The organism is Sporomusa acidovorans, assembly GCF_900101845.1.
Classification (GTDB): Bacteria; Bacillota; Negativicutes; order Sporomusales; family Sporomusaceae; genus Sporomusa; species Sporomusa acidovorans.
This window is the reverse complement of sequence record NZ_FNAM01000006.1, coordinates 72,054-92,515: the sequence shown is the minus strand read 5'-3', so window position 1 is coordinate 92,515 and position 20,462 is coordinate 72,054. Positions and strand designations below refer to the sequence as shown.

Sequence of the window (20,462 nt, the reverse complement as noted above, 5' to 3'; positions counted from 1 at the left end):
CGCGGGTAACCCTTGCAGGAATACTTAGGTTGGCTTACACTGCCGGCGTTCCTGCTACTTATATAAGTCTGAGGAGAGCTGTATGTACCGGGATTCTGAACTTAGAGCATTAAAGCGGCGGGCCTGGCGGCAGAACGGTGTCGTGATGCTGGCGGTTTTGGTGGTTCTTTTTGTTATCATTAATGCGGTGGGGCTTGTGGCCGGCAATGCATTTTATCAAGAGTTCTGTATCAGGCATACCCGGTTTGGCATAGAACGGTTACAGCCTTTGCAAAAGGTTCTGAATGAAGGAATCCATTCCGGGCGTTGGCAGGCTGTGAGTCTTGAATCACGTTTAGGCTACCGGCTGGAGGGAACTTATCTGCCGAATCCCAAGCCAACCAATAATACGGTTATTTTTGTGCATGGCATTGCCGGCACCCGTTTGGTCGGACTTTGGTATGTTCCTATGTATTGGAAAGCCGGCTATAACGTTTTAGTGTACGATTCGCGCGCCAGCGGCGACAGTGGCGGAAGCTCGGTAACATGGGGATTCTATGAACGGTATGATCTTGATCAGTGGGTCGACTGGGTAGAACAGCATAACCCGGGTGGCATTATCGGGGTGCACGGTATGTCCATGGGGGCGGCAACGGCGCTGCTGCATGCGGAAATGAATGAAGCCACGCATAGAGTCCGTTTTTATATCGCCGACAGCGCCTATGCCGATCTGGAGACATTGTTGATTCAGCAGATTGACGCCACAGTCAGGCTGCATAACCCGGCCTGGGTGAAACTGCTACTCTGGTATGCCAGTCTGGCGGCTAACTGGCAAGCAGGCTTCCGCTTTCAGGACGTTTCACCTGTCCATGCTGTCCAGACAGTGACTACCCCTGTTTTATATCTGCATGGCGGGGCGGACGCTTTGGTGCCGCCGGCCATGTGTGAACAACTGTATGCTGCCACCAAAGGGGATAAAGAAAAACGAATTTTTCCCAATGTTCCTCATGCGATGTCCTATTTTAACCATCAAGATGAATACCGGCAACGGGTGCTTAATTTTGTTGCTAACCATTCAGAAAGGTAAAGGAGAGCTGTAGATGAAGAAATTATTAACCGGAAATGAGGCTATTGCCCGCGGAGCCTATGAAGCAGGTGTAAAATTTGCCTCCGCCTATCCGGGAACGCCAAGTACGGAAATACTCGAGAATATTGCCACCTACAAAGAGGATATACTGGCGGAATGGGCACCAAATGAAAAGGTCGCTCTGGAAGCCGTTATTGGTGCATCGATTGCGGGAGCGCGCGCCATGGCTTCCATGAAGCATGTGGGGGTAAATGTGGCGGCGGACCCGTTGTTTACCTATGCCTATACCGGTGTAAACGGCGGGATGGTTCTGGTTACCGCCGACGAGCCAGGCCAGCATTCCTCGCAAAATGAGCAGGATAACCGTAATTACGCTAAATTTGCGAAAATAGCGATGCTGGAGCCAGCTGACAGCCAGGAAGCCAAGGATATGATCAAAACCGCTTTTACGATCAGTGAAGGATTCGATACTCCCGTACTCGTGCGCATGACCACAAGGGTATGCCACTCCAAGGGAATTGTCGAATGTAAAGACCGTGAGGAAGTCGGTATCAAAGAATATGTCAAAAATGTCAGGAAGTATGTAACCGTGCCGGCTAACGCCAGGGTGCTGCGGGTAAAAGTGGAGGAGCGCCTGAAAAAACTGCAGGAATTCTCCAATACCACCGAGCTCAACTATATAGAGTGGAATAGCACAAAAATCGGCGTAATTGCCTCCGGGGGCTGCTGCAATTATGCCAGGGAGGTATTCGGAGACAGTGCCTCCTACTTAAAATTAGGCTTTACCCACCCGCTGCCAACCGAGAAGATCAAGGAATTTTGCCATAAGGTCGAAAAGGTTTATGTGATTGAAGAAAATGATCCGTATATAGAAGAGCAGGTGCGGTTGTTAGGATTTGCGTGCAGCGGCAAGGATCTATTTCCTTTCTGTGGGGAATTGACGCCCGATGTGATCCGGAAAGCTGTCTACGGCAAGGAGAATCCGTCGATCGATTATGATGCGGATAAGGTTGTTCCGCGGCCGCCGACATTCTGCGCCGGCTGCCCGCACAGGGGGTTTTTCTATACGCTGGGTAAGCGGAAAAACATTTTGGTCTCCGGGGATATCGGTTGCTATACCTTGGGATTTGCCGAGCCCTACAATGCTATGGATTACAATATTTGCATGGGGGCCAGCATCAGCGCCGGCCATGGAGCGCAGCAAATCTTCAGCATGCAAAAGGATTCGCCGATGCGGGTTGTCGCTGTTCTTGGCGACTCTACCTTCTTCCACACCGGTGTCACCTCGCTCTTGGATGTGACCTATAATCAAAGCAATACCATTACGGTAATTCTGGATAACCGGATTACCGGTATGACCGGCCATCAGGAAAATCCGGGCTCAGGCTATACGTTACAGGGTAAAGAAACGATTCAGGTAGATATTGAAAAACTTGTACGGGCTTGTGGCATAAACCAGATTAGAGTCATCAATCCCAATGATCTGAAAGCTGTGGAAGAGGCTCTGGACTGGGCGTTAAGCCTGAATGAACCGTCGGTCATTATCACAAGATGGCCTTGTGTGTTAAAGAAATTCTCCCCGCAAGACAAGGAAGAGTTTAAAGGCAGCTTTACGCAGCGCTGTGCGGTTGATCCGGAGGTGTGTGTCGGCTGCAGAATGTGCTTAAAAACAGGCTGTCCGGCGGTATCTTTTGATAAAACCGGCAAAAAGGCAAATATTGGCTTAGATTGTGTGGGCTGTGAAGTATGCCTTCAGGTTTGTCCTAAAAACGCAATTCATAAGGAGGAAGCATGAGATGGTGAAGAGCATACTGTTAGTAGGCGTAGGCGGCCAGGGCACCATACTTGCCAGCAAGCTTCTGACTACCGGTCTTATGGAAGCCGGCTATGATGTAAAAATGAGCGAAATTCACGGAATGTCCCAAAGGGGCGGGTCCGTATCGTCGCAAGTTCGCTATGGTGACAAGGTGGAAGCGCCGGTTATTGAGGTAGGCGGTGCCGATATTTTGGTGTCTTTTGAAAAGATGGAGGCTTGGCGTTGGCTTAAGTATCTAAAGCCAACAGGTAAAGTTGTGGTAAATGATTATCAGATCAACTCCATGCCGATTCTTGCGGGAAAATTTGATTATCCGGACGGAATTCTGGAAGAATTGGCGAACAAGGTGCCAACTACCGTAGTGAATGCGGCTAAGCATGCCACCGAGCTTGGCAACCCCAAGGTGATGAATGTTATATTGCTGGGTACAATTATTAAATCCATGGGACTGGAAACTATTCATTGGGAAAAGATTATCCGCGATAATGTCAAGCCTAAATTTGCCGAACTTAATCTCAAGGCGCTTGCGGTTGGCATGAGCTTGGTGTAAAACATATCCGTTTCAATTCGGCTAAGCAGGCGGAATTGACTGACCGATGGGCACATATGTAGCACATTGAGGTCCGCGGCATAGGCTGTCAGGGCTATGCCGCGGATAATTTTTCGTATAGGGAGCGGGAGAATCATGCTATTTTCGATTCATCCGAGTAATTTGGTAAGTGCATTATCCATTGCCTTGGAATTGTCGACAAATGGTTTATCAAAGCATCACTGGCGAACAGCGCTAATTTCCGGCCGGATTGCGGAGCATATCGGCATGGCTGAAGGTGAGCAGCAGCTTGTCGTGTACGCCGCCTTGCTGCATGATATCGGAGCAGCGTCCAATTGGGCTGAAAAAAGAAAGTTGCAAAGGTTTAAGGTGTCAGAGGACGTCTATTGGCATGCCGAGGCCGGGTATGAATTGTTGAAAGACTCTCAGCAACTGGGTATGCTGGCAGACGTAATCCGTCATCATCATGATAAATGGGATGGATCGAATCCGACAGGCCTGGCGGGCCGGGATATCCCTATAGGCAGCCGGATTATCAATCTGGCCGACCGTCTGGAAATATTGCTGAGAGATAATGTTTACATATTTGAGCAGCGCCCCGAAGTATTATCGGCAATCAGAAAATTAAGCGGCATTACTTTTGATCCCGACCTGGTCCGGGAATTGCATGAGTTTGCCCGTCAGGAAAGTTTTTGGCTGGATCTGACGAATCCGCATTATTATCAAAACTTTTTCCGGCAGATTGATGCCTACGGGCGCATGGTATTTAACATTGATGATATTGTCAATATTGCTGAAATTTTTGCGACCATCATCGACCGGACCAGCCGTTTTACCGGCCTGCACTCCCGTGGGGTTGCTGAGGTTTCGGCATTTTTGGCGCAGGCCAGAGGCTATAGTCAGGATGAAATTAAGCTGATGAAAATTGCCGGGTTATTCCATGACTTAGGGAAGCTGTCCGTACCCAATGAAATACTGGAAAAACCCGAACGATTGACAGATCAGGAGTTTTCAACAATCAAACAGCACCCGTACTATACCTATCGGATTCTTGAACAAATTGACGGCTTTTCCCTTGTTGCCGAGTGGGCCGCTTTTCACCATGAAACGTTGGACGGTATGGGCTATCCGTTTCATATTGCTGAGCCTTCTTTAAAACTGGGATCACGCATTGTCAGTGTAGCTGATGTCTTTATGGCGTTAAGCGAAAACAGGCCCTATCGCCAGCCGCTGGCATTGAGTGAAGTCCAAAAGATTATGCAGGATATGGCGAATAACCGTAAGTTAGACAGCAGTGTGGTTGCTGATTTATTTCATGATAGCGATAAGCTCAATACTTTGGTTGGATGAATTTCCCAAATGAATTGGCACAAAGAAGAATCGTATTGATGTTGACTTTTTTGCCGACAGCGGGTAAAATAATAATGTCCAACACGCCGGTATAGCTCAGCTGGTAGAGCAACGCTTTCGTAAAGCGTGGGTCGTAGGTTCGAATCCTATTATCGGCTCCAGAAAATTCACGGGTTTGCAGATTTCTGCAGCCCGTTTTTTTATTGTTTTTCCGCCAACTCGTCCTCCACGGTAGCCAGAAAATAAAATGTTACGCAATAAAAGCACTGTAACCCACCCAAAAACACTCCTCTTCACCATTACCAGCGGCCAATAAATGGCTTGCATGGGTATGACACTTTTGGGCAGCAGGATATTATGTAAGTACGGAAGACTGAATGAAGCTTTTTTTGCTTACATATCACCTATGCAATAATATCTGAATAATATATCATATAAAACCCCACCACCCCAATTTTTATAAGGAGTGAAAATTTTGAGAAACCATACTGATAATGACCATATTATTATAGGATCTGCCACTGTTTTAGTAAATGTTGGTGAAACACCTTTAGCTTTAATTGGAACAATAAAAAAAATTACAGTACTCGAACACTTAGAAAGAAAAGATGATACAGAAAAAGTAATTGTTCTAGGAACAGTTAATGTCCGTGAAAGAGAAGAATTTCTTATTATGGATGTTACGAATGCTATACTTCCAGAAGATTTCCCATTAACTATTGCGCAGCTTACAGCAGGGGATGTAGCAATTCAGCTAGACTTTGTTATACTGATTCTTCCAGTAGAAGTAGCTTGTTCATAATCCCAAATAAACTTTACTATGTAATAAAACCCAAGTATGTTGATTTTTCTGCATACCTGGGTTTTATTTATCATATATTTGAATCTTTTAGGATTTCATTATGTAACGAAATTAAAACTCCAATTATATGCGAATTTTGACATAAGATACATGCCGGTTTGCCGGGAAATATCTATTTTAACGCTGCAGATTAAAGCTGCTGAGCCTGGGGGATAAACTCTAAGATTTTTCTAATTGACTAATTCTCCGTTCCATATCTATTGCTCCATGGCTTTTTTACAGTTTATGCTGGAATTAATTTGTTGGTTCATATTTCAAGGCGATGGAAGATAAGCGAAACAGGATAGGGTATTATTCGATGCTTGTGCAATAATTCTTATCTGGATAATTTTCTAAGACCCAATACTTTATGAAACTTATAAAACAACCAGAATAGTATCCAATCAGCTATATAGGAATGCCATATACTCCAGCCGTTTAAATATTCCATATGGTCTGTAACTAAGTGAATATACTCAATAAGAATTGCGAGTCCTGTCCAACCAAAAAAGTAGAGGAACATATTTCTCAAAGTTTGATTTGCTGGAACCCACTGAATAAACAGATAGGTTACGACCGGGAAAATCTCAAATTCATCACCTAATTCCAAAAAAAGGGGATGCATGCTTTCTTCAACATACTCCCAACGCGGGTAATATTCAATAAGTGTGTCTGCTATTACACCGAGAAAAGACGCAAACACGCACACCGGAAGTATTTCCTTCCAGCGTCTTTTATCCGCATATACAAACCAAATGATCCAAACAATTATGAACCGTACAACATAAAACACTGTTAACCACCTAAAAATAGCGTAGCCTAAGAATGTAGTTTTAATACCTAACGAAAGGGGAGATAAGATAACATGAAAGCAACCTGTGCGGGGGACAATAAAAAAGACGACAAATGTCGCCAGGGTGAGGAATAGTTAGAAAAGTATAAGGAGGTTACGCCAGGGTAATTAATTCCGAACATTACCCTGGCATATAACAGGGAGATTGCCGCCTAAGTTACTATATGCAGAATTGGGGATTTTTATACAGGAAAAGAAATTTATGAAAGCCATAACATTTTAAAGATATTCCAAATTTAAGTATGACTGGTGTTGTTAATTTTAGCGTCCTTCGGGACGCTTTTGTTATGCCGTGCGTCCAGCGAAGCTGGGCCGCACACTAGTTGGCTGGGCTATTTTTTTATAAAGATATGGACAATTTCCTATCTGTAGCAAAAAACAATGGCGGTACATAGATTATAGTGTACCACTTACTCTATGCAATGAGGAGGCCAGTTAGCTTATGGGTTTTGGTGGATTCGGTGGCTGTGGAGGTCGAGGTGGTTTTAGTTGGATCATAATAATAATTATTATTATCTTATTGTTCTGTTGCTTTGAAGATGATTTTAGCCCGACCTGTTAAGTAATTTTAACTTAAAGTCAAACCACAAAGAATTATAAACGAAAGAATGAGGCATCACATGTCAAGGATGCCTCATTCTTTCTGCATAACCAAACATTTTTTTTATTAATATGCAGAGTAAAAATGTAACCATAATATGTTATGTAACATATTATGAAACATAAAAGGATAAAGGAGGTGTTTCTGTGGACGATGATGATAGAACTTGTTGCGGTCATTGTGGGAAACCAAAACAGACGCATGTACACGAATTTTTAGGGAGTACAAAACTAGCAGAATTAGAAGAGGATCCGCATAATCACCGTTTCGCTGGAATTTCCGGTGAAGCCATTCCAATGGGAAATAGTCATGTACACGACATAATTACAAGGACAGACTTTTATGAAGATCATCTTCATGCAATTTGTGTTAGATCATGTCCTGCCATATGCGTAGGTAATGGCAAACACGTGCATTTTGTAGCTGGTATGACTACTGTAGACGAAGATCATGCTCATGAATTTGTTTTTGCTACTTTAATCGAAAACCCAATTGGAGATTAACAATAATGTACAGTACTCGACATTCACCAAGCGGTATTCTTATTTTTGCCCACCCTCATTTTGATGGTGGGCTAGTTTCTTAATACATAGCGGTCGAAGGGGCGCTTTTTTAGTTTACCGCTGCATGGATCCAACTTTTTCAACTATGAGTCTGGCAATTATTCCAATTGCAATATAAATCGGAAAACCGTAGTAATACTTCCATGCAATAAGTTTATATATATCTAGCCATACTAAAAGCGGTTCAACCATGTCATTATTTTTTTGTTTCGTTATTCAGCCTTTCTATGTTTGGGCAGGGATTTTATGGCTTGGAGGCTGGACATACCTTTACTCTTTTATTGCCACGATGAGTATTACATTTTTTTCCAGAGCAGTGGTCATCTGGTTGACCAACATTGAACAAAAACATGCGATACAGTCCAGGCGGGAGAGCATGTTTCCTAATTTACAACCAGCACTGAAGCAATTCGATAAAGAGGATGATAACAAATAGGTAGCATCTGTCGCAAAATTGCTCAATGATTCATAGATTATAGTGTACCACTACTCTATACAATGAGGAGGCCAGCTAGCTTATGGGCTTTGGAGGATTCGGTGGCTGTGGGGGTCGAGGTGGTTTCAGTTGGATCATAATAATCATTATTATTATCTTACTGTTCTGTTGTTTTGAAGATGATTTTAGCCCGACCTGTTAAGTAATTTTACTTAAAGCCAAACCACAGCAAGATAGTAGGAAACACAGAATGAGGCATTACTGACAAGAATGCCTCATTCTGTATTACATCACTAAACAATTGGTCGTTTACTGTGAGCGGCTTTATTTTTAATACACTATTCCTCTTCCTATGTAAAAGTAGCCAGCAATGCATACTGCTGGATACTTTTATTTTAACGATATTATTCCATAGCTCAGGGAATGGGATTTTTTATTTGTGCCTGCGGGGTGCCTTTCTTTCTTTTTAACACTTATCACAATCGGGACAATTCTTACGATCGGAGATACCAAACGAGGTTAACCATGAAAGATTAACTGTAACAAAGTTTAACTCAAAGCATTCTGGTGATCCTGGAATAACGACGGAAACATCGGTTAACGTTGCTAGACAGTCATCAATATCCATTAAGCGTCCACAAGTAAATTGAAAACCACCCCACGTTCTAATATTTACTCCTTGTTGTCCTTGGAAAAAACATAGTTGTTCTATAAAGTTATTTCCTTGGCGAGCCTCGTCAGTCATATACATCCTCCTCCGGCAATATCTAAGTCTTCAAATGGGAAACTATTTGCATTTACTGATTTAGCTACAAGCGTGCATAAGTCAATGAGTGTAAAGTCTTCAAGGTAGACTACGCCGTTAGGTGGTATAACGACTACATGTCGCTGTCCGCCAGCAGGAGTTAATCTGGCAAACCGACCATCTTCTATACGCTGTAATAAACCAAAAAAAGTTGTACCGTCAGTTGTAAATAGAACTACGTTAACTCCTATTTCTTGGCATAACTCGCGAATAATGCTGCGTGTGCCACTAACAGACGATAGCCCAAATACATCCACAGATAAACCTCCTTTATATATAGTTTTAAATATCTATATTGCATAATATGTTTATATTTGCAAATAAGTGACACTAATTTCATCATTTCTAAATAAAAGCACCCAGCAATTGCCATACGCTGGGTGCTTTTATTTTTACTTACTTGCTATAGTACATCTTAAAAACGGCGGCGTCGGAAGAGGAAGAACGGAAAGAAAAACGGGAAGAATGGGAAGAATCTAAACCGCGGGAAAAATCTAAACCTCCGCCTTCCGAATCCATCAGGATTAAAGGGAGGATCGTCGTTAGGATTATCCATTGAACCCATATCGGATGGAGCACCGCACATTGGGCATTCATCTTGTTGATCGTCATATTCACCACCACAGTAAGCACATATTCTACGTATGTCGTAATCACAATCGCAGTTTTCGTAAACCCTATACTTCATCGAATAGGTTCCAAGGCACCTTTGCCCAGATTTTGGCATAGGCTCACATGAAGGCATGCACTCATGTGTTGGCATACACTCCTTCCGTGGTTTACAGCAATTCATTTTTATACCTCCAAAAATTTTTCTGGTTCCTATTTATTTTATGTACGATTATGTTGAAATGTTAAGTGAAGTTAAGGTAGGTGATAACAACAAAAATCATAACGATTCTACGGCATGAGCAAGCAGGCGATTACCTAAGAATGCCGTCACATTGATATCATATCAATCAGTGACGGCATTTTTTTACGCTTACGAACTATTCTATTCGAGAAAGTCTATTTTTTTTAACAATCATCACAATCGGGGCAATTCTTACGATCGGAAATACCAAAAGAAGTCAACCAGGAAAGATTAACGGTAACAAAATTGAACTTAAAGCATTCAGACGAACCTGGAATAACGACGGAAACATCGGTTAACGTTGCCAGACAATCGTCAATATCCATTAAGCGTCCACAAGTAAATTGAAAACCGCCCCACGTTCTAATATTTACACCTTGTTGTCCTTGGAAAAAACATAGTTGTTTTATAAAGTCATTTCCTTGGCGAGCCTCGTCAGTCATATTGATCCTCCTCCGGCAATTTCTAAGTCTTCAAATGGAAAGGTATTTGCATTTACTGATTTAGCTACAAGCGTGCATAAGTCAATAAGTGTAAAGTCTTCAAGGTAGACTACGCCATTAGGCGGTATAACGATTACATGTCGCTGTCCGCCAGCAGGGGTCAACCTGGCAAACCGACCATCTTCTATACGTTGTAATAAACCAAAAAAAGTTGTACCGTCAGCTGTAAACAGAACTACATTAAGCCCTATTTCCTGGCATAATTCACGAATAATGCTTCGTGTGCCACTAATAGACGATAGCCCAAAACCGTCCATAGATAAACCTCCTTTACAGAATTAGATATCTACATTGCATAATATGTCTATATCGGAAAATAAGTGACACTGATTCCATCATTTTTCCTTAAGCCAACTAACTAAGATAGTTAAACTTTCTAACCTTTTCTAATGAAAGTCAAAAAGTTGAAGAAAGGCACCCAGCAACGCATACTGCTGGGTGCCTTTCTTTTGGGACTCAGCCGCTGGCCCGGAGAGGAAAGCTTTATTTTAGAATTGTAATTTGTTTTATTTACTATATTTACCAAACGGTTTATTTTGTCCAGCAATCGATTTACAATTAAATTATCGGACATTTTTTTCGTTCTTCGACATTCCCCGGCTTAAGTCCGGGGATTTTTTTGCAAGAGAAAGGACGTTGTTTTAACAGGACGGCCATTTTTATTTAATCACTAACCGGGTATTCTAATCCTGAGGTGATGATGTGAATTATACTTTGGTTGGTGTTCTGCTTACCATTTATGTTATGCTGCTAATCCTTTGGTACAAGGAAAAACACTAATAATCATTTTTGGGCCCTATATTTTCACCTCCAGTTGGAAACAATATGGTTAGTTCCAACTAGGAGGAGTGAAATGGCGGATCTAATTGAGATTCAGAATATGATTGAACAGTTGCGTGAGAAGTTACACCAGGTTTCGGAAGGCAAGGCATTAACTGATGCGGAAGTTATACGTGCAAGTCAGATGCTTGACGTTTTATTAATCGAATATCAGCGAATGTTGAATGAAAAGCTTAACCAATAGAGCCTTGGAGCTCTTTTCTTTTTGCTAATATTTATCCATCAACGTTTGCCGAGAATACTATGAATGTAGCTGCACTTTGGGGTGCGGTTTTTTTTTATGCTTTCGTAAAATAACTGCCAGCAACAGCAGTTTAGTGTCCGGGTTTGCGAATATTCAAGTTGTGCCGTACATATAAATGGTCGATATAAGATCGCGAGAACGCTAATATAGAGGGAAAGGTGTTATGGTTATGCAAACAAATCAGATAATAAGGTATTTGATAGTATTGCTGGCAATAATAATAATATCTTACCTAATAGTAGTGGCTGCATTGATGTTGAAGATCTTTCTCCTGTAAGGTGCCGGGATATTTGCGTAATTGTCAAATTAAAAAAATGAGGGGCTTAAAGCCCCCCAGTGAGTTTTATTGTTATTGCCAGGGATAGGATACTAGTTTGAAGTAGGCTATAGATATAAGGCATACGCCCAATACAACTAAGGCCGCAATTAATAGTTGTATCATGCAAGCCCCCCCTTGACTACCTATTTTGGTGCGGATTGAAATCAGTCCGCTTTTTTATCCGGGTCAGCCAAATTTTTTGATGATAATTTTTTATTCCTATATTCTTTTAAAATCTGCTGCTGCTTTTGCCACTCGTCGGTTCGATCAGGATGTTTTCTATTCATAAAATCCACACCTCCCCGATTAGTATTTCCAAGTTAAGATTAAATACGGCAATGAATTTTTGAGAATTAAAGCCAGCAATGAAATGATAAGCCATACGCAGCTAAATTTTGCAGGAATTCAATGTGATAAAGCCGAATAACCTCTTATAAGAAAATGGGGGGAAAGAATTATGGCTAATACTAATTGCAATGAGGAAAACTGTATTTGTCCCAAAACTACTTGTGAGCGGCATGGTAAGTGTTGTGAATGTATCAATTTTCACCGGGGGCGCAAAGAAAAAGTTTTTTGTATGCGGGATCAGGAAAGTAAATAAGGTCACATTACCGTCCGCTAGGACGGTTTTTTATTGGGTAAGCATCAAAAAAAGGGTAGGCGGCTATACCGCTACCTTATGAAAAAAAACCAAAACGCGACAGCGACAATGATGAACGGTAGTAGTTTTGATACCAGATAAAGAATTATAATCGCGATAAGTAGCCAGAGAAGCATAATAGCCCTCCCCCTATTGTTATATTGTATTTTATGTTTAGTAGGTGCAAATGTTCAAATTAGCTGAGGAGGTGCAGGCTAACTTGCAAGGGTGTTCCCGCGATGAGAGACAATGCCCGGAAAAAAGAAAAGACAGGCGAATTCTTGAATTCGCTCTGTCTTTTTAATTTGTGCTAATTAAATCAGCGGATGTGTTTATGCCTTTGAAGATTAATGCCATCAATGATATCTATCATTGTAAAGTAAAAGAGAAAACCGCAAATAACTTTAACTACGAAAGTTAGGCTGTCTAGTATAGGAAATAAGTAGACGTTCCAGACCTTTATGAATGGAGAAATAAAGGTAAGAACTGCTAACACGGCTAATGTTAGTAGAAATAATTGAGTAGCAGGATAATTTTTAAGCATATTATCAGCCTCCCATTCCTATTTCTATTTTCATTATATTCTGTATTTTCCATTATGTCTATTATAAATTCCTCAGCAATACAGTAATGGCCAATTTTTTCTAAACAAATTCTAAAAATAGGAATATATAATGCAAACCATAGAAAAAATTATAGAGAGGAAAAAAACCTCTCTATTCAATATAGATGATCTCCATCTCTCTCCTTATAAAAGTACTCAGTGACTGGTCGGTTACTGAGTATTTTTATGTTGCTAGCAAAGCCTTTGCTGCTACCGCCAACTTAGATGGACAATTTTTGCCGGCAATATATTCTCCATGCCGAAGGCTGCAGGCAGTATGGTATTTGTTAAATCTGCTTGTTTTTTCTCTTACAATTGTAGTATAATCATAATTGGTGCAACGGAGTGGTGGGGGTCTGTTAGGTTAAGGGAAAGCCTAACGGATTGGGAGGAGCTCCGTTGCTCGGATAAAATTTTTGACCTTCGGCGAAACCGGAGGTTTTTTTATTTTTAAAGGAATCCGTTTTTTCCCCGCGAAGTAGTAATTAAAAGGGGGATTGTCCAATGTGCGGAATGAATTGGTATCGGGAGGCCATGGAAAGAGCCGATGATAATATAGACAGGCTGAATGAGTTGTTGACCATGATGGAACAGCGGTATAAGCTGTCGCCAAATGCCGACCCCAGCATTTTAGCGGGATTGCATGCCGATATTGTTGAGATTTATCGTGAACTTATGTGGCGCAAAAATGCGTTGCAAACGCAGAATCCCGGAAAATGAATAAGAGTTTCAAAGAATAATAGAGCGGCATGGTGCCGCTCTATTATAATAAAGGGGATTTATTTGGGAGATTGTGCGCTGGTAAGAGAATTCTGTTTTGACAGGGTATTACTAGCATTTGAGTTTTGTTGTGCTGTAATTTTGTCAGCAGCGGACTGGCCTTGTCGGGCGGCTGCCCCGCCTGGTAGATCTTTAAATCCCATTCCACTCACCTCCAAACTTAGTATTCCCTATTTTGGCTAAATATACCATAATAATTATTGCAATTTATAGGAAAAATAAATAAAGAGGGTGGAATTTTTTCCACCCTCCCGGATACTATTTGCAGCATTTTTCCTGTTTTTTGGCTTGTTTGTCAGCTGGGCAAATTTCTTTGCCAAACTCGACATTTTTTTGCTGTTTGCAATTTTTGCATTGCTCTTGTTTTTTGGCCATTGTTTCACCTCCTCTTTTTAGATGGAGGCGATTTTTAGTCGCTGGTCATTTCATTAATCATGAATTTGGCGGCCTGGTAAATAACCGCGCCGACTGCCACGACTTTTAGCATCGAAGTCATGTCAAAATCCATGTCCATGTCCATGCCCAGCATCGATTTACGTTTTTTTCTATGAAACATATTCACCACCTCCTCAATTGATAGTTTAACCGTGATCTACTAGGGCAACACGAAGTAAGTATTGGATGGAGAGCCAATAAAATTTAACGGCCACTTAATAACTGCCTTTGTTTTTTCGATAAATTAAGTAAATAGAAGTTTTAAAGCAAAGGGGGGCGGTCATAGATGATAACAAAAATAATGCCTGTTTATCGTATGGAGTTTGTCAGTCGTGACCAGCGCGACGCCACGACCGGTGCGAGAAGAAAGCCCCAGCAGAAGATAACTTTTAAAGAGGTCTTTTCCCAGGCGTTGTCCGGGGTTAAAAAACGATAATTAACGGAAAATCTAATTTTTTGAGTTAGTACATTGCTAATGGGGCATAATGTAAATACAGAATCTCTAAGCAATGGTGATGAGTAGCATGAACGTAAAAACGGGTATGGAAATTGTACGTAGCCACCAGGAGTATGTGGACAAAATCAATGAACTTAACGGAGCCTTGCATAAGCTTGATGAATTTGGTTATACCAAAACAGTACTTAAAGAGGAGCTTGCCAAGCTAACTACTGCCTTACAGACACTGGAAAATACACGTTTTCAGTCACTTGAACCGGTAGTTATTACAACTTCGCTGCTTGGCGGCCGGTAGGCAACTATCAAAAAATCCGCACAACTTGTGCGGATTTTTTGATGGTTACAGTTCATCGGCACAGATGGTTTCTGTGCCTTCAACACATTTGAACTCGTTTGGGTCACAGGTTTCGCTGCTGCTGTGGTAATCAAAAACCTGATTGTTTCCATTTAAATTTTTGCCGTTCCAAAAGCTATAAACCGGGCAATCTTCTTTACTGAACAAACTACCACCTCCCACTTATGTGATGGTGTTAGTCTGCCCCGAGATGTACGGCAAAATCCTCGAAGCCGCGCCGGCTGATCAGTTCTCCCAGCCGTTCATCCGGTTGTCCGTATTTTTTATAATAGTCAAGTATTTGGCCAATTAGGGACAAGACTTCGGCTGACGGTACTTTATTGGCAATCATACGTCCGGCCTGGGCGTTGCGTCCTGCGCTGCCGCCTACGACCAGGGTATAGCCGGCAGCAACTCCGTACAGACCAATGTCTTTAATAAATATTTCTGAACAGGCATTAGGGCAGCCACTGACCCCGATGCGCAATTTACCGGGAAGCTTTGTTCCGTAAAGCCTGTCTTCCAGAGCCAGCCCAAGCGCGGTGCTGTCCTGCAGGGCGCGGGGGCAAAAGGGTTTACCGGCACATATGGCCACACTGCGTATGGCCTTGGCAGACAGCGACTGATCGTTAAGGCCGAGTTCAGCCAAAGCCAGAGCGCGGTCCTCCGGACTTAGGCCGAGAATGACAATACTATTGCCGGCAAGCTTAATGGTGGCTCCATATTTTTCACCAATTTCGGCGATGCGATATAGCTGGGCCGGTGCAACAAGGCCGCCCGGCAGGTAGGGGGCGAGGGGTAATGTAGAGCGAAGCGTCATAATATCCTCCCTTAGCGTTTTCTTAAGTATAAAGGATTTGAGTCATTCTGGCCGTGATTTACCTCACGGCAGCGGGGGTACCTAGTGAGTGTATTATCTGTAAAAAGTCATACGCTTTGCAAAAATAATAGAGGAAAATAATACTATAAGCGAGAATATACGAGGAGAATGATTTCCAACAAAACACAATAATTTTTTATAATATTGGAGTGGATTCTTATGAAAGGGACAGTTGTTGGGACTTGGGTCAACACAGCCCGTAAAATATGGGGTGAATCATTAACAGCAGAGGCTATGCAGAACGCTGGCTGGGAACCCGATAAAATGTTTTTACCCACTGAGGAAATCGATGATAACAAGCCTAAGTTATTTGTGAAATCTTTAGCGGAACGAACCGGTAAAAACCAAGATGAAATTTGGTTAAATATTGGTAAGGATAATATTAAAACGTTCTCGCAGGCTTATCCGGCCTTTTTCCGTCAGGAGAGTTTGTATTCTTTTCTGCGCTCGATGTATAATGTCCATATTGTAATGGTAAAACGAATACCCGGGGCTAAGCCGCCTGAATTGCTGCTTGAGCCGGTAGCCGAATATGAAGCGGTATTGAGTTATCGTTCCAAGCGCGGTATGTTCGGTTATATGAAAGGTTTGCTCGCCGGGGCGGCCGAATTTTTTAAGGAAGATATAAAGACTGAGATTATCGAGTCTTCCGCAGAGCATCTTAAAATGCTGATTACTTTCCCCCAACCGATTAGTTATACCCGCGTTTACCGCCTGAATAAACTGCTGGCTTTCGGGGTACTAAAAAGCATTCCGGCTAAAATCGGCATAGGGGTTGCCGCTATTTCCCTAATCGTCAACGGTCTGTTGGCTGTCGTGGGTGTACCGGCCCCCTTATGGACCGCTCTGCTAAACGGTGCGGTTGCCGCCGGTGGTGCCGGGCTGTTATTACGGCCGTTTGCCGCCATTAAAGACGAACTAAATGAGATCATGGCCCGCAAATATTATACTGAGACCAAGCTGGAATCCAATGATGAGTTCGAGGATATTATGAATCGGCTGGCCGAATATAAACTCAGGGTAAAAAGCGAATTTATCGGTTTTAAAGGGATAACCGATGAGATGAATACATATGGCGATGACTTTAACGGACTGGCTGCGCGCATGCAGGACACTTCGGACGAAATCTCAGGGGTTGTGCATGATGTGGCTACTGCCGCCACCAATCAAGCCATGGAGACGGAATCAGCCGTCGGTATTTTAAACGGCAATCTGGAGACACTGCAAACGGTAGTGACGGAACAGAGCCGCAACAAGGAACGGCTGGAGGCCGCGGTGGATGAAATTAATAAAGGGTTTGCCGAGATAAAGGCGTCAAGCACTAAGCTGGAGCACAGCCTGGACAAGTTTGCCGAAGTTAAGAGTTCGGCCGAACATTTGCAGGAACAGGCTTCCAAGATCAATGAAATTACCGGGATGGTAGCCGCTATTGCCGGACAGACCAACCTCCTGGCGTTAAACGCCGCCATTGAAGCGGCCCGTGCAGGTGAACAGGGGAGAGGCTTTGCGGTGGTGGCTGAGGAAGTCCGGAAGTTGGCGGAGCAATCGCAGCAGCACTCGGAAAGTATCTCAAGTGACTTAAAGATACTGATTGATATTATTGGTAATGTTGTTCGGGCCATTGAAGTTGAGTTTGATGTTCTTGCCAGCGAGAGCCGGCAAATGAATGAAGTGGTAACCGGTAATACCCGGCATGTGGATAATATTCATCTGGTAGCCGATAACATTGTTGATATGGTTACCAAACTGGAACACGAAATGACCAGCCTCAACGAGGTATATGGCAAGATTGAATCACTCGCCGCCATTTCTGAGGAAAATTCAGCGGCCAGTGAGGAGGTAAGCGCGTCGGTGCATGTCTATAATGAAAAGCTGCATGATATGATGGGTAAGATTACCGAATTCAAGAAAGTGATTCAGCATTTTAGTGAGGATATTAATACCTATCGCACCTAAATAATAAGTCACAGCAAAGGCGGGGGGAAAACCCCGCCTTGTCTGTGTAAAATCAATGATAGCCAGAAGAATGAAATTCCCCGGTATTTGTGATATTATTCTTAGGAAACCAGTGGGAGGTACAGTATGATTCGTGAGCGTCGCAATAAAACAAAATTGAAGGTATATTATGATAAATTCGTCAAGGAGGGCGTGATTGACCCCAATGTTCATCCATGGGTCGCCGAGTCCTGGCAACGAAGTGAAAACCTGGGAGTAGGGAAAGAGACTTTTTGCCTGAAGGCGAAGTTATCTGAGCAAGAACTAGCCGGCCGACGGGAGAAATACGGCACAGCGATAAGCTTCCTGGACGGGTTATATGAGGAAATTAAGGAGCATTTCACTACGTATAATCTCAGTATGCTGCTTTTGGATCAGAATATTTATGTGCTGAAAAATTATGCCATGCCATTTTATCAAAAAACCGCCGGCGAGCTTGAAGGTGCGCGATTAGGGGAAGAGGATGTCGGGACTTCCAGTGTAAGCATTGCTTATAAGCACAGAGTTCCCTTTTTGATGTTCGGGCCGGAAATGTGGATTCGGGACTGCCAGAGCGGGGATGCCTGCACAGTTCCTATTATTGTGGATAATCAAGTGAAGTTTATGGTAACCGTAGTGTCTGTTCAACAGGATGAGCTGCCTTACAGCGCTATGGTGGCGATGGTGCTTAGTATTAAATATGCGATGGAGCAGCATCTGAAGGTAATGGCCAGCCTTACGGCCACACATACTATCCTTGATGCTGTGCCCCTGGCCGTTTATCATATTTTTCCGGGCGGCGAAGTGGCCTATGCCAATAAGCTGGGGCAAAGCCGTTTATCCGGTATTGTTCCGCCGGGGAATGAGGACCGGGAGGAAGGCCCAAATTTAAGCAATGTTTTGTTAAATTACCGTCATACTCCGCTTTATAGAGGTTTTCTGGGAGTACCGTCCTATAACCGCGAAGTAACGTGGATAACGCCCCGCAAAACGTATGAAGACATTACGACGGTGGTACCGCTGCGGGGTGATGATAATGATGTGGACAGTATTGTGGCCGTATCATTGCCGATAGAGGATTTGCGTACATTGGTAGCCCATACCGCAGGCTATACGGCCCGGTACAGTTTATCCAGCCTGGTGGGTGTCAGCAATACTTTTACTTCTATGTTGGATAAGGCCGGCCGGATGGCCAGGCATGACTATCATCTGTTATTGCAGGGAGAACCAGGAACAGGCAAACAGCGACTGGCTCACGGCATTCATCAGGCAAGTTCACGGGCGGCCGGTCCGCTGATTGCGGTTAGGATCGGGGATACGCCGTCAGATGTCCTGGAAATGGACTTGTTTGGACGGGGAGGCAGTGAAGCCGAGCGCCGGCCAGGTAAGCTGGAACTCGCCAATGGTGGTACTTTGTTTCTGGACGAAGTTGAAAAGTTGTCGGCCGCATTGCAGGAAAAACTGGCAGATGCCCTGGAGGCCAATGAAATGTCCCGTTCCGGCGAGACAGTAGCCCGCCCGATTGATGTCCGGGTTATTGCCGCTTGTGACAGCGATTTGAAGAAACTTGTGGAAAAAGGCGTATTCTCGGCCAGATTTTATGAAATTATTTCGCATGCGGTTGTTCGTGTTCCGCCGCTTAGGGCGAGAAGAGACGATGTACCCGGCCTGGCTAATCATATTATTGAAGAACTGGCCGCATTGCATAATTTACCCGCCAAATACCTGGAACCGGAGGCCGCAGAGCTTATTATGAGCTATGACTGGCCAGGGAATATTAAGCAGCTTCAGGGAGTTATGGAGCAGGCCTTTTTCCGTACGACGGGCACGACAATTACCCGTGCAGATATTGTCATGCCGGGCGAGCGTGGATTAAGTAAGGCCTGGAAAGAGGACAAGGCGGCGTTTATTGAAGTTTGGAAAGCTGCCGGCGGCAATATCAGTCGTCTGGCTAATATGCTTGACGTTAGCCGGGTAACACTGTACCGTTATTTAAAAAAATACGGCTTGGACAAAGACTAGAGGAGGAAGCCTGGTGCGACTGCGAAAAAAGCCATGGATTGCCAAGGCGATAACCGGCTTTAGTGATATCGTACTACAAAATCCCGGAGAAGAATTACAAGGAAAATGGAAAGGGTTGTTTGGCAACGATTTGCCTGTGCATGCTGAATTAGGTACCGGCAAAGGCAGATTTATTGCCGGCATGGCTGACGAGTACCGGCAGCAGGTTAACTTTGTCGGTATGGAGGCTCAGCGGGATGTTGTGTATTATGCTGCACAAAAGGTCTGCGAGCAGGAACTGATTAATGTCCGCCTGCTGGTTTTTGATGTGAATCATATTCTAACTATCTTTGCACCGGGAGAAGTGGACAGACTCTATATTAATTTTTGTGATCCCTGGCCTAAAAACCGGCATGCCAAACGGCGGCTTACTCATATTGAATTCTTAAAGAAATATCAATGCATCTTAAAACCAGGCGGGCAACTGTGGTTTAAAACAGATAACCGTCCGTTGTTTGAGTTTTCTTTAGATCAGTTTAACGAATTTGGCCTTACGGTGAACTCGGTTACCTACGATTTGCTGCATAGTGGGTTTGAAGGAAATGTTATGACAGAGTATGAGACGAAATTCAGTTCATTGGGACAGCCCATCTGCCGTTGCGAAGTAAATTTTTAATGTCACTCTCAGGCTCAGAGCGCATACAATACACTAAAATC

25 protein-coding genes and 1 tRNA gene are annotated in these 20,462 nt (G+C 43.4%); 15 read left to right on the top strand and 11 right to left on the bottom strand.

Going from position 1 to position 20,462, the window contains the following annotated elements; all coding sequences use genetic code 11:
* Positions 1–82 precede the first annotated feature (82 nt).
* The 6 genes from BLR65_RS06620 to BLR65_RS06595 all read left to right on the top strand — a co-directional run bounded on the left by BLR65_RS06620 (position 83) and on the right by BLR65_RS06595 (position 5,584).
* Positions 83–1,066, top strand: coding sequence for an alpha/beta hydrolase (locus BLR65_RS06620; RefSeq protein ID WP_093793403.1), 984 nt, complete (start codon positions 83–85; stop codon positions 1,064–1,066).
* Positions 1,067–1,079: 13 nt separating this feature from the next.
* Positions 1,080–2,861, top strand: a complete 1,782-nt coding sequence (gene iorA / locus BLR65_RS06615) for an indolepyruvate ferredoxin oxidoreductase subunit alpha (protein ID WP_093793402.1) — start codon at positions 1,080–1,082, stop codon at positions 2,859–2,861.
* A gap of 1 nt (position 2,862) precedes the next feature.
* Positions 2,863–3,432, top strand: coding sequence for an indolepyruvate oxidoreductase subunit beta (locus tag BLR65_RS06610; protein ID WP_093793401.1), 570 nt, complete (start codon positions 2,863–2,865; stop codon positions 3,430–3,432).
* 135 nt (positions 3,433–3,567) lie between these two features.
* Entirely contained in the window at positions 3,568–4,782 is a 1,215-nt protein-coding gene (locus BLR65_RS06605) for an HD-GYP domain-containing protein (protein WP_093793400.1), read from the top strand.
* Positions 4,783–4,867: 85 nt separating this feature from the next.
* Positions 4,868–4,943 (top strand) — tRNA-Thr (locus BLR65_RS06600).
* Between the two features lie 314 nt (positions 4,944–5,257).
* A complete protein-coding gene (locus BLR65_RS06595) occupies positions 5,258–5,584 on the top strand; it encodes a hypothetical protein (RefSeq protein WP_093793399.1) in 327 nt (108 codons plus the stop codon).
* 376 nt (positions 5,585–5,960) lie between these two features.
* Here BLR65_RS06595 and BLR65_RS06590 read toward each other — a convergent pair whose 3' ends face one another.
* Positions 5,961–6,416, bottom strand: a complete 456-nt coding sequence (locus BLR65_RS06590) for a CBO0543 family protein (RefSeq protein ID WP_093793398.1) — start codon at positions 6,414–6,416, stop codon at positions 5,961–5,963.
* 807 nt (positions 6,417–7,223) lie between these two features.
* Here BLR65_RS06590 and BLR65_RS06585 point away from each other — a divergent pair.
* Positions 7,224–7,580 carry a YmaF family protein gene (locus tag BLR65_RS06585; RefSeq protein WP_093793397.1) on the top strand — a complete coding sequence of 119 codons (357 nt, stop codon included), beginning with the start codon at positions 7,224–7,226 and terminating at the stop codon, positions 7,578–7,580.
* Between the two features lie 962 nt (positions 7,581–8,542).
* On the opposite strand, the gene BLR65_RS06575 is transcribed toward BLR65_RS06585, so the two are convergent.
* From BLR65_RS06575 to BLR65_RS06560, 5 genes are all read right to left on the bottom strand, one after another.
* Positions 8,543–8,821 carry a hypothetical protein gene (locus tag BLR65_RS06575; RefSeq protein WP_093793395.1) on the bottom strand — a complete coding sequence of 93 codons (279 nt, stop codon included), beginning with the start codon at positions 8,819–8,821 and terminating at the stop codon, positions 8,543–8,545.
* The gene (locus BLR65_RS06570) at positions 8,818–9,138 is read right to left on the bottom strand and encodes a hypothetical protein (RefSeq protein ID WP_093793394.1); all 321 of its coding nucleotides are present in this window, start codon (positions 9,136–9,138) and stop codon (positions 8,818–8,820) included. The genes BLR65_RS06575 and BLR65_RS06570 overlap by 4 nt, the downstream gene beginning before the upstream one ends.
* A gap of 139 nt (positions 9,139–9,277) precedes the next feature.
* Complete coding sequence (locus tag BLR65_RS28970; RefSeq protein WP_143122515.1) at positions 9,278–9,538, bottom strand: hypothetical protein; 261 nt, start codon at positions 9,536–9,538, stop codon at positions 9,278–9,280.
* Positions 9,539–9,898: 360 nt separating this feature from the next.
* Complete coding sequence (locus BLR65_RS06565) at positions 9,899–10,177, bottom strand: hypothetical protein (RefSeq protein ID WP_093793393.1); 279 nt, start codon at positions 10,175–10,177, stop codon at positions 9,899–9,901.
* Positions 10,174–10,494 (bottom strand): hypothetical protein, encoded by a 321-nt coding sequence (locus tag BLR65_RS06560; protein ID WP_093793392.1) that lies wholly within the window; start codon positions 10,492–10,494, stop codon positions 10,174–10,176. Before BLR65_RS06560 ends, BLR65_RS06565 begins: the two co-directional genes overlap by 4 nt.
* 596 nt (positions 10,495–11,090) lie before the next feature.
* On the opposite strand from BLR65_RS06560, the gene BLR65_RS06555 reads away from it, so the two are divergent.
* Complete coding sequence (locus tag BLR65_RS06555; protein WP_093793391.1) at positions 11,091–11,261, top strand: aspartyl-phosphate phosphatase Spo0E family protein; 171 nt, start codon at positions 11,091–11,093, stop codon at positions 11,259–11,261.
* Between the two features lie 543 nt (positions 11,262–11,804).
* Here BLR65_RS06555 and BLR65_RS31345 read toward each other — a convergent pair.
* The gene (locus tag BLR65_RS31345; protein WP_281241501.1) at positions 11,805–11,927 is read right to left on the bottom strand and encodes a hypothetical protein; all 123 of its coding nucleotides are present in this window, start codon (positions 11,925–11,927) and stop codon (positions 11,805–11,807) included.
* Positions 11,928–12,097: 170 nt separating this feature from the next.
* On the opposite strand from BLR65_RS31345, the gene BLR65_RS29585 reads away from it, so the two are divergent.
* Together BLR65_RS29585 and BLR65_RS06545 are read left to right on the top strand one after the other, a co-directional pair.
* A complete protein-coding gene (locus BLR65_RS29585; protein ID WP_169717073.1) occupies positions 12,098–12,241 on the top strand; it encodes a hypothetical protein in 144 nt (47 codons plus the stop codon).
* A 1,147-nt stretch (positions 12,242–13,388) separates the two neighbouring features.
* A complete protein-coding gene (locus tag BLR65_RS06545; protein ID WP_093793389.1) occupies positions 13,389–13,604 on the top strand; it encodes a hypothetical protein in 216 nt (71 codons plus the stop codon).
* Between the two features lie 59 nt (positions 13,605–13,663).
* On the opposite strand, the gene BLR65_RS29580 is transcribed toward BLR65_RS06545, so the two are convergent.
* The gene (locus tag BLR65_RS29580) at positions 13,664–13,807 is read right to left on the bottom strand and encodes a hypothetical protein (RefSeq protein WP_169717074.1); all 144 of its coding nucleotides are present in this window, start codon (positions 13,805–13,807) and stop codon (positions 13,664–13,666) included.
* A gap of 266 nt (positions 13,808–14,073) precedes the next feature.
* A complete protein-coding gene (locus tag BLR65_RS29575) occupies positions 14,074–14,220 on the bottom strand; it encodes a hypothetical protein (protein WP_169717075.1) in 147 nt (48 codons plus the stop codon).
* Positions 14,221–14,385: 165 nt separating this feature from the next.
* On the opposite strand from BLR65_RS29575, the gene BLR65_RS29570 reads away from it, so the two are divergent.
* Entirely contained in the window at positions 14,386–14,535 is a 150-nt protein-coding gene (locus BLR65_RS29570) for a hypothetical protein (RefSeq protein WP_169717076.1), read from the top strand.
* Between the two features lie 88 nt (positions 14,536–14,623).
* Complete coding sequence (locus tag BLR65_RS06540; protein ID WP_093793388.1) at positions 14,624–14,851, top strand: hypothetical protein; 228 nt, start codon at positions 14,624–14,626, stop codon at positions 14,849–14,851.
* 45 nt (positions 14,852–14,896) lie between these two features.
* Here BLR65_RS06540 and BLR65_RS29565 read toward each other — a convergent pair whose 3' ends face one another.
* The gene (locus BLR65_RS29565) at positions 14,897–15,058 is read right to left on the bottom strand and encodes a hypothetical protein (RefSeq protein WP_169717077.1); all 162 of its coding nucleotides are present in this window, start codon (positions 15,056–15,058) and stop codon (positions 14,897–14,899) included.
* Between the two features lie 28 nt (positions 15,059–15,086).
* The gene (locus BLR65_RS06535; RefSeq protein WP_093793387.1) at positions 15,087–15,710 is read right to left on the bottom strand and encodes an NAD(P)/FAD-dependent oxidoreductase; all 624 of its coding nucleotides are present in this window, start codon (positions 15,708–15,710) and stop codon (positions 15,087–15,089) included.
* A 219-nt stretch (positions 15,711–15,929) separates the two neighbouring features.
* On the opposite strand from BLR65_RS06535, the gene BLR65_RS06530 reads away from it, so the two are divergent.
* From BLR65_RS06530 to trmB, 3 genes are all read left to right on the top strand, one after another.
* The gene (locus tag BLR65_RS06530) at positions 15,930–17,726 is read left to right on the top strand and encodes a heme NO-binding domain-containing protein (protein WP_093793386.1); all 1,797 of its coding nucleotides are present in this window, start codon (positions 15,930–15,932) and stop codon (positions 17,724–17,726) included.
* Positions 17,727–17,852: 126 nt separating this feature from the next.
* Positions 17,853–19,766 (top strand): sigma 54-interacting transcriptional regulator, encoded by a 1,914-nt coding sequence (locus tag BLR65_RS06525; RefSeq protein WP_093793385.1) that lies wholly within the window; start codon positions 17,853–17,855, stop codon positions 19,764–19,766.
* Positions 19,767–19,779: 13 nt separating this feature from the next.
* Complete coding sequence (trmB, locus tag BLR65_RS06520) at positions 19,780–20,421, top strand: tRNA (guanosine(46)-N7)-methyltransferase TrmB (protein ID WP_093793384.1); 642 nt, start codon at positions 19,780–19,782, stop codon at positions 20,419–20,421.
* Positions 20,422–20,462: the final 41 nt, after the last annotated feature.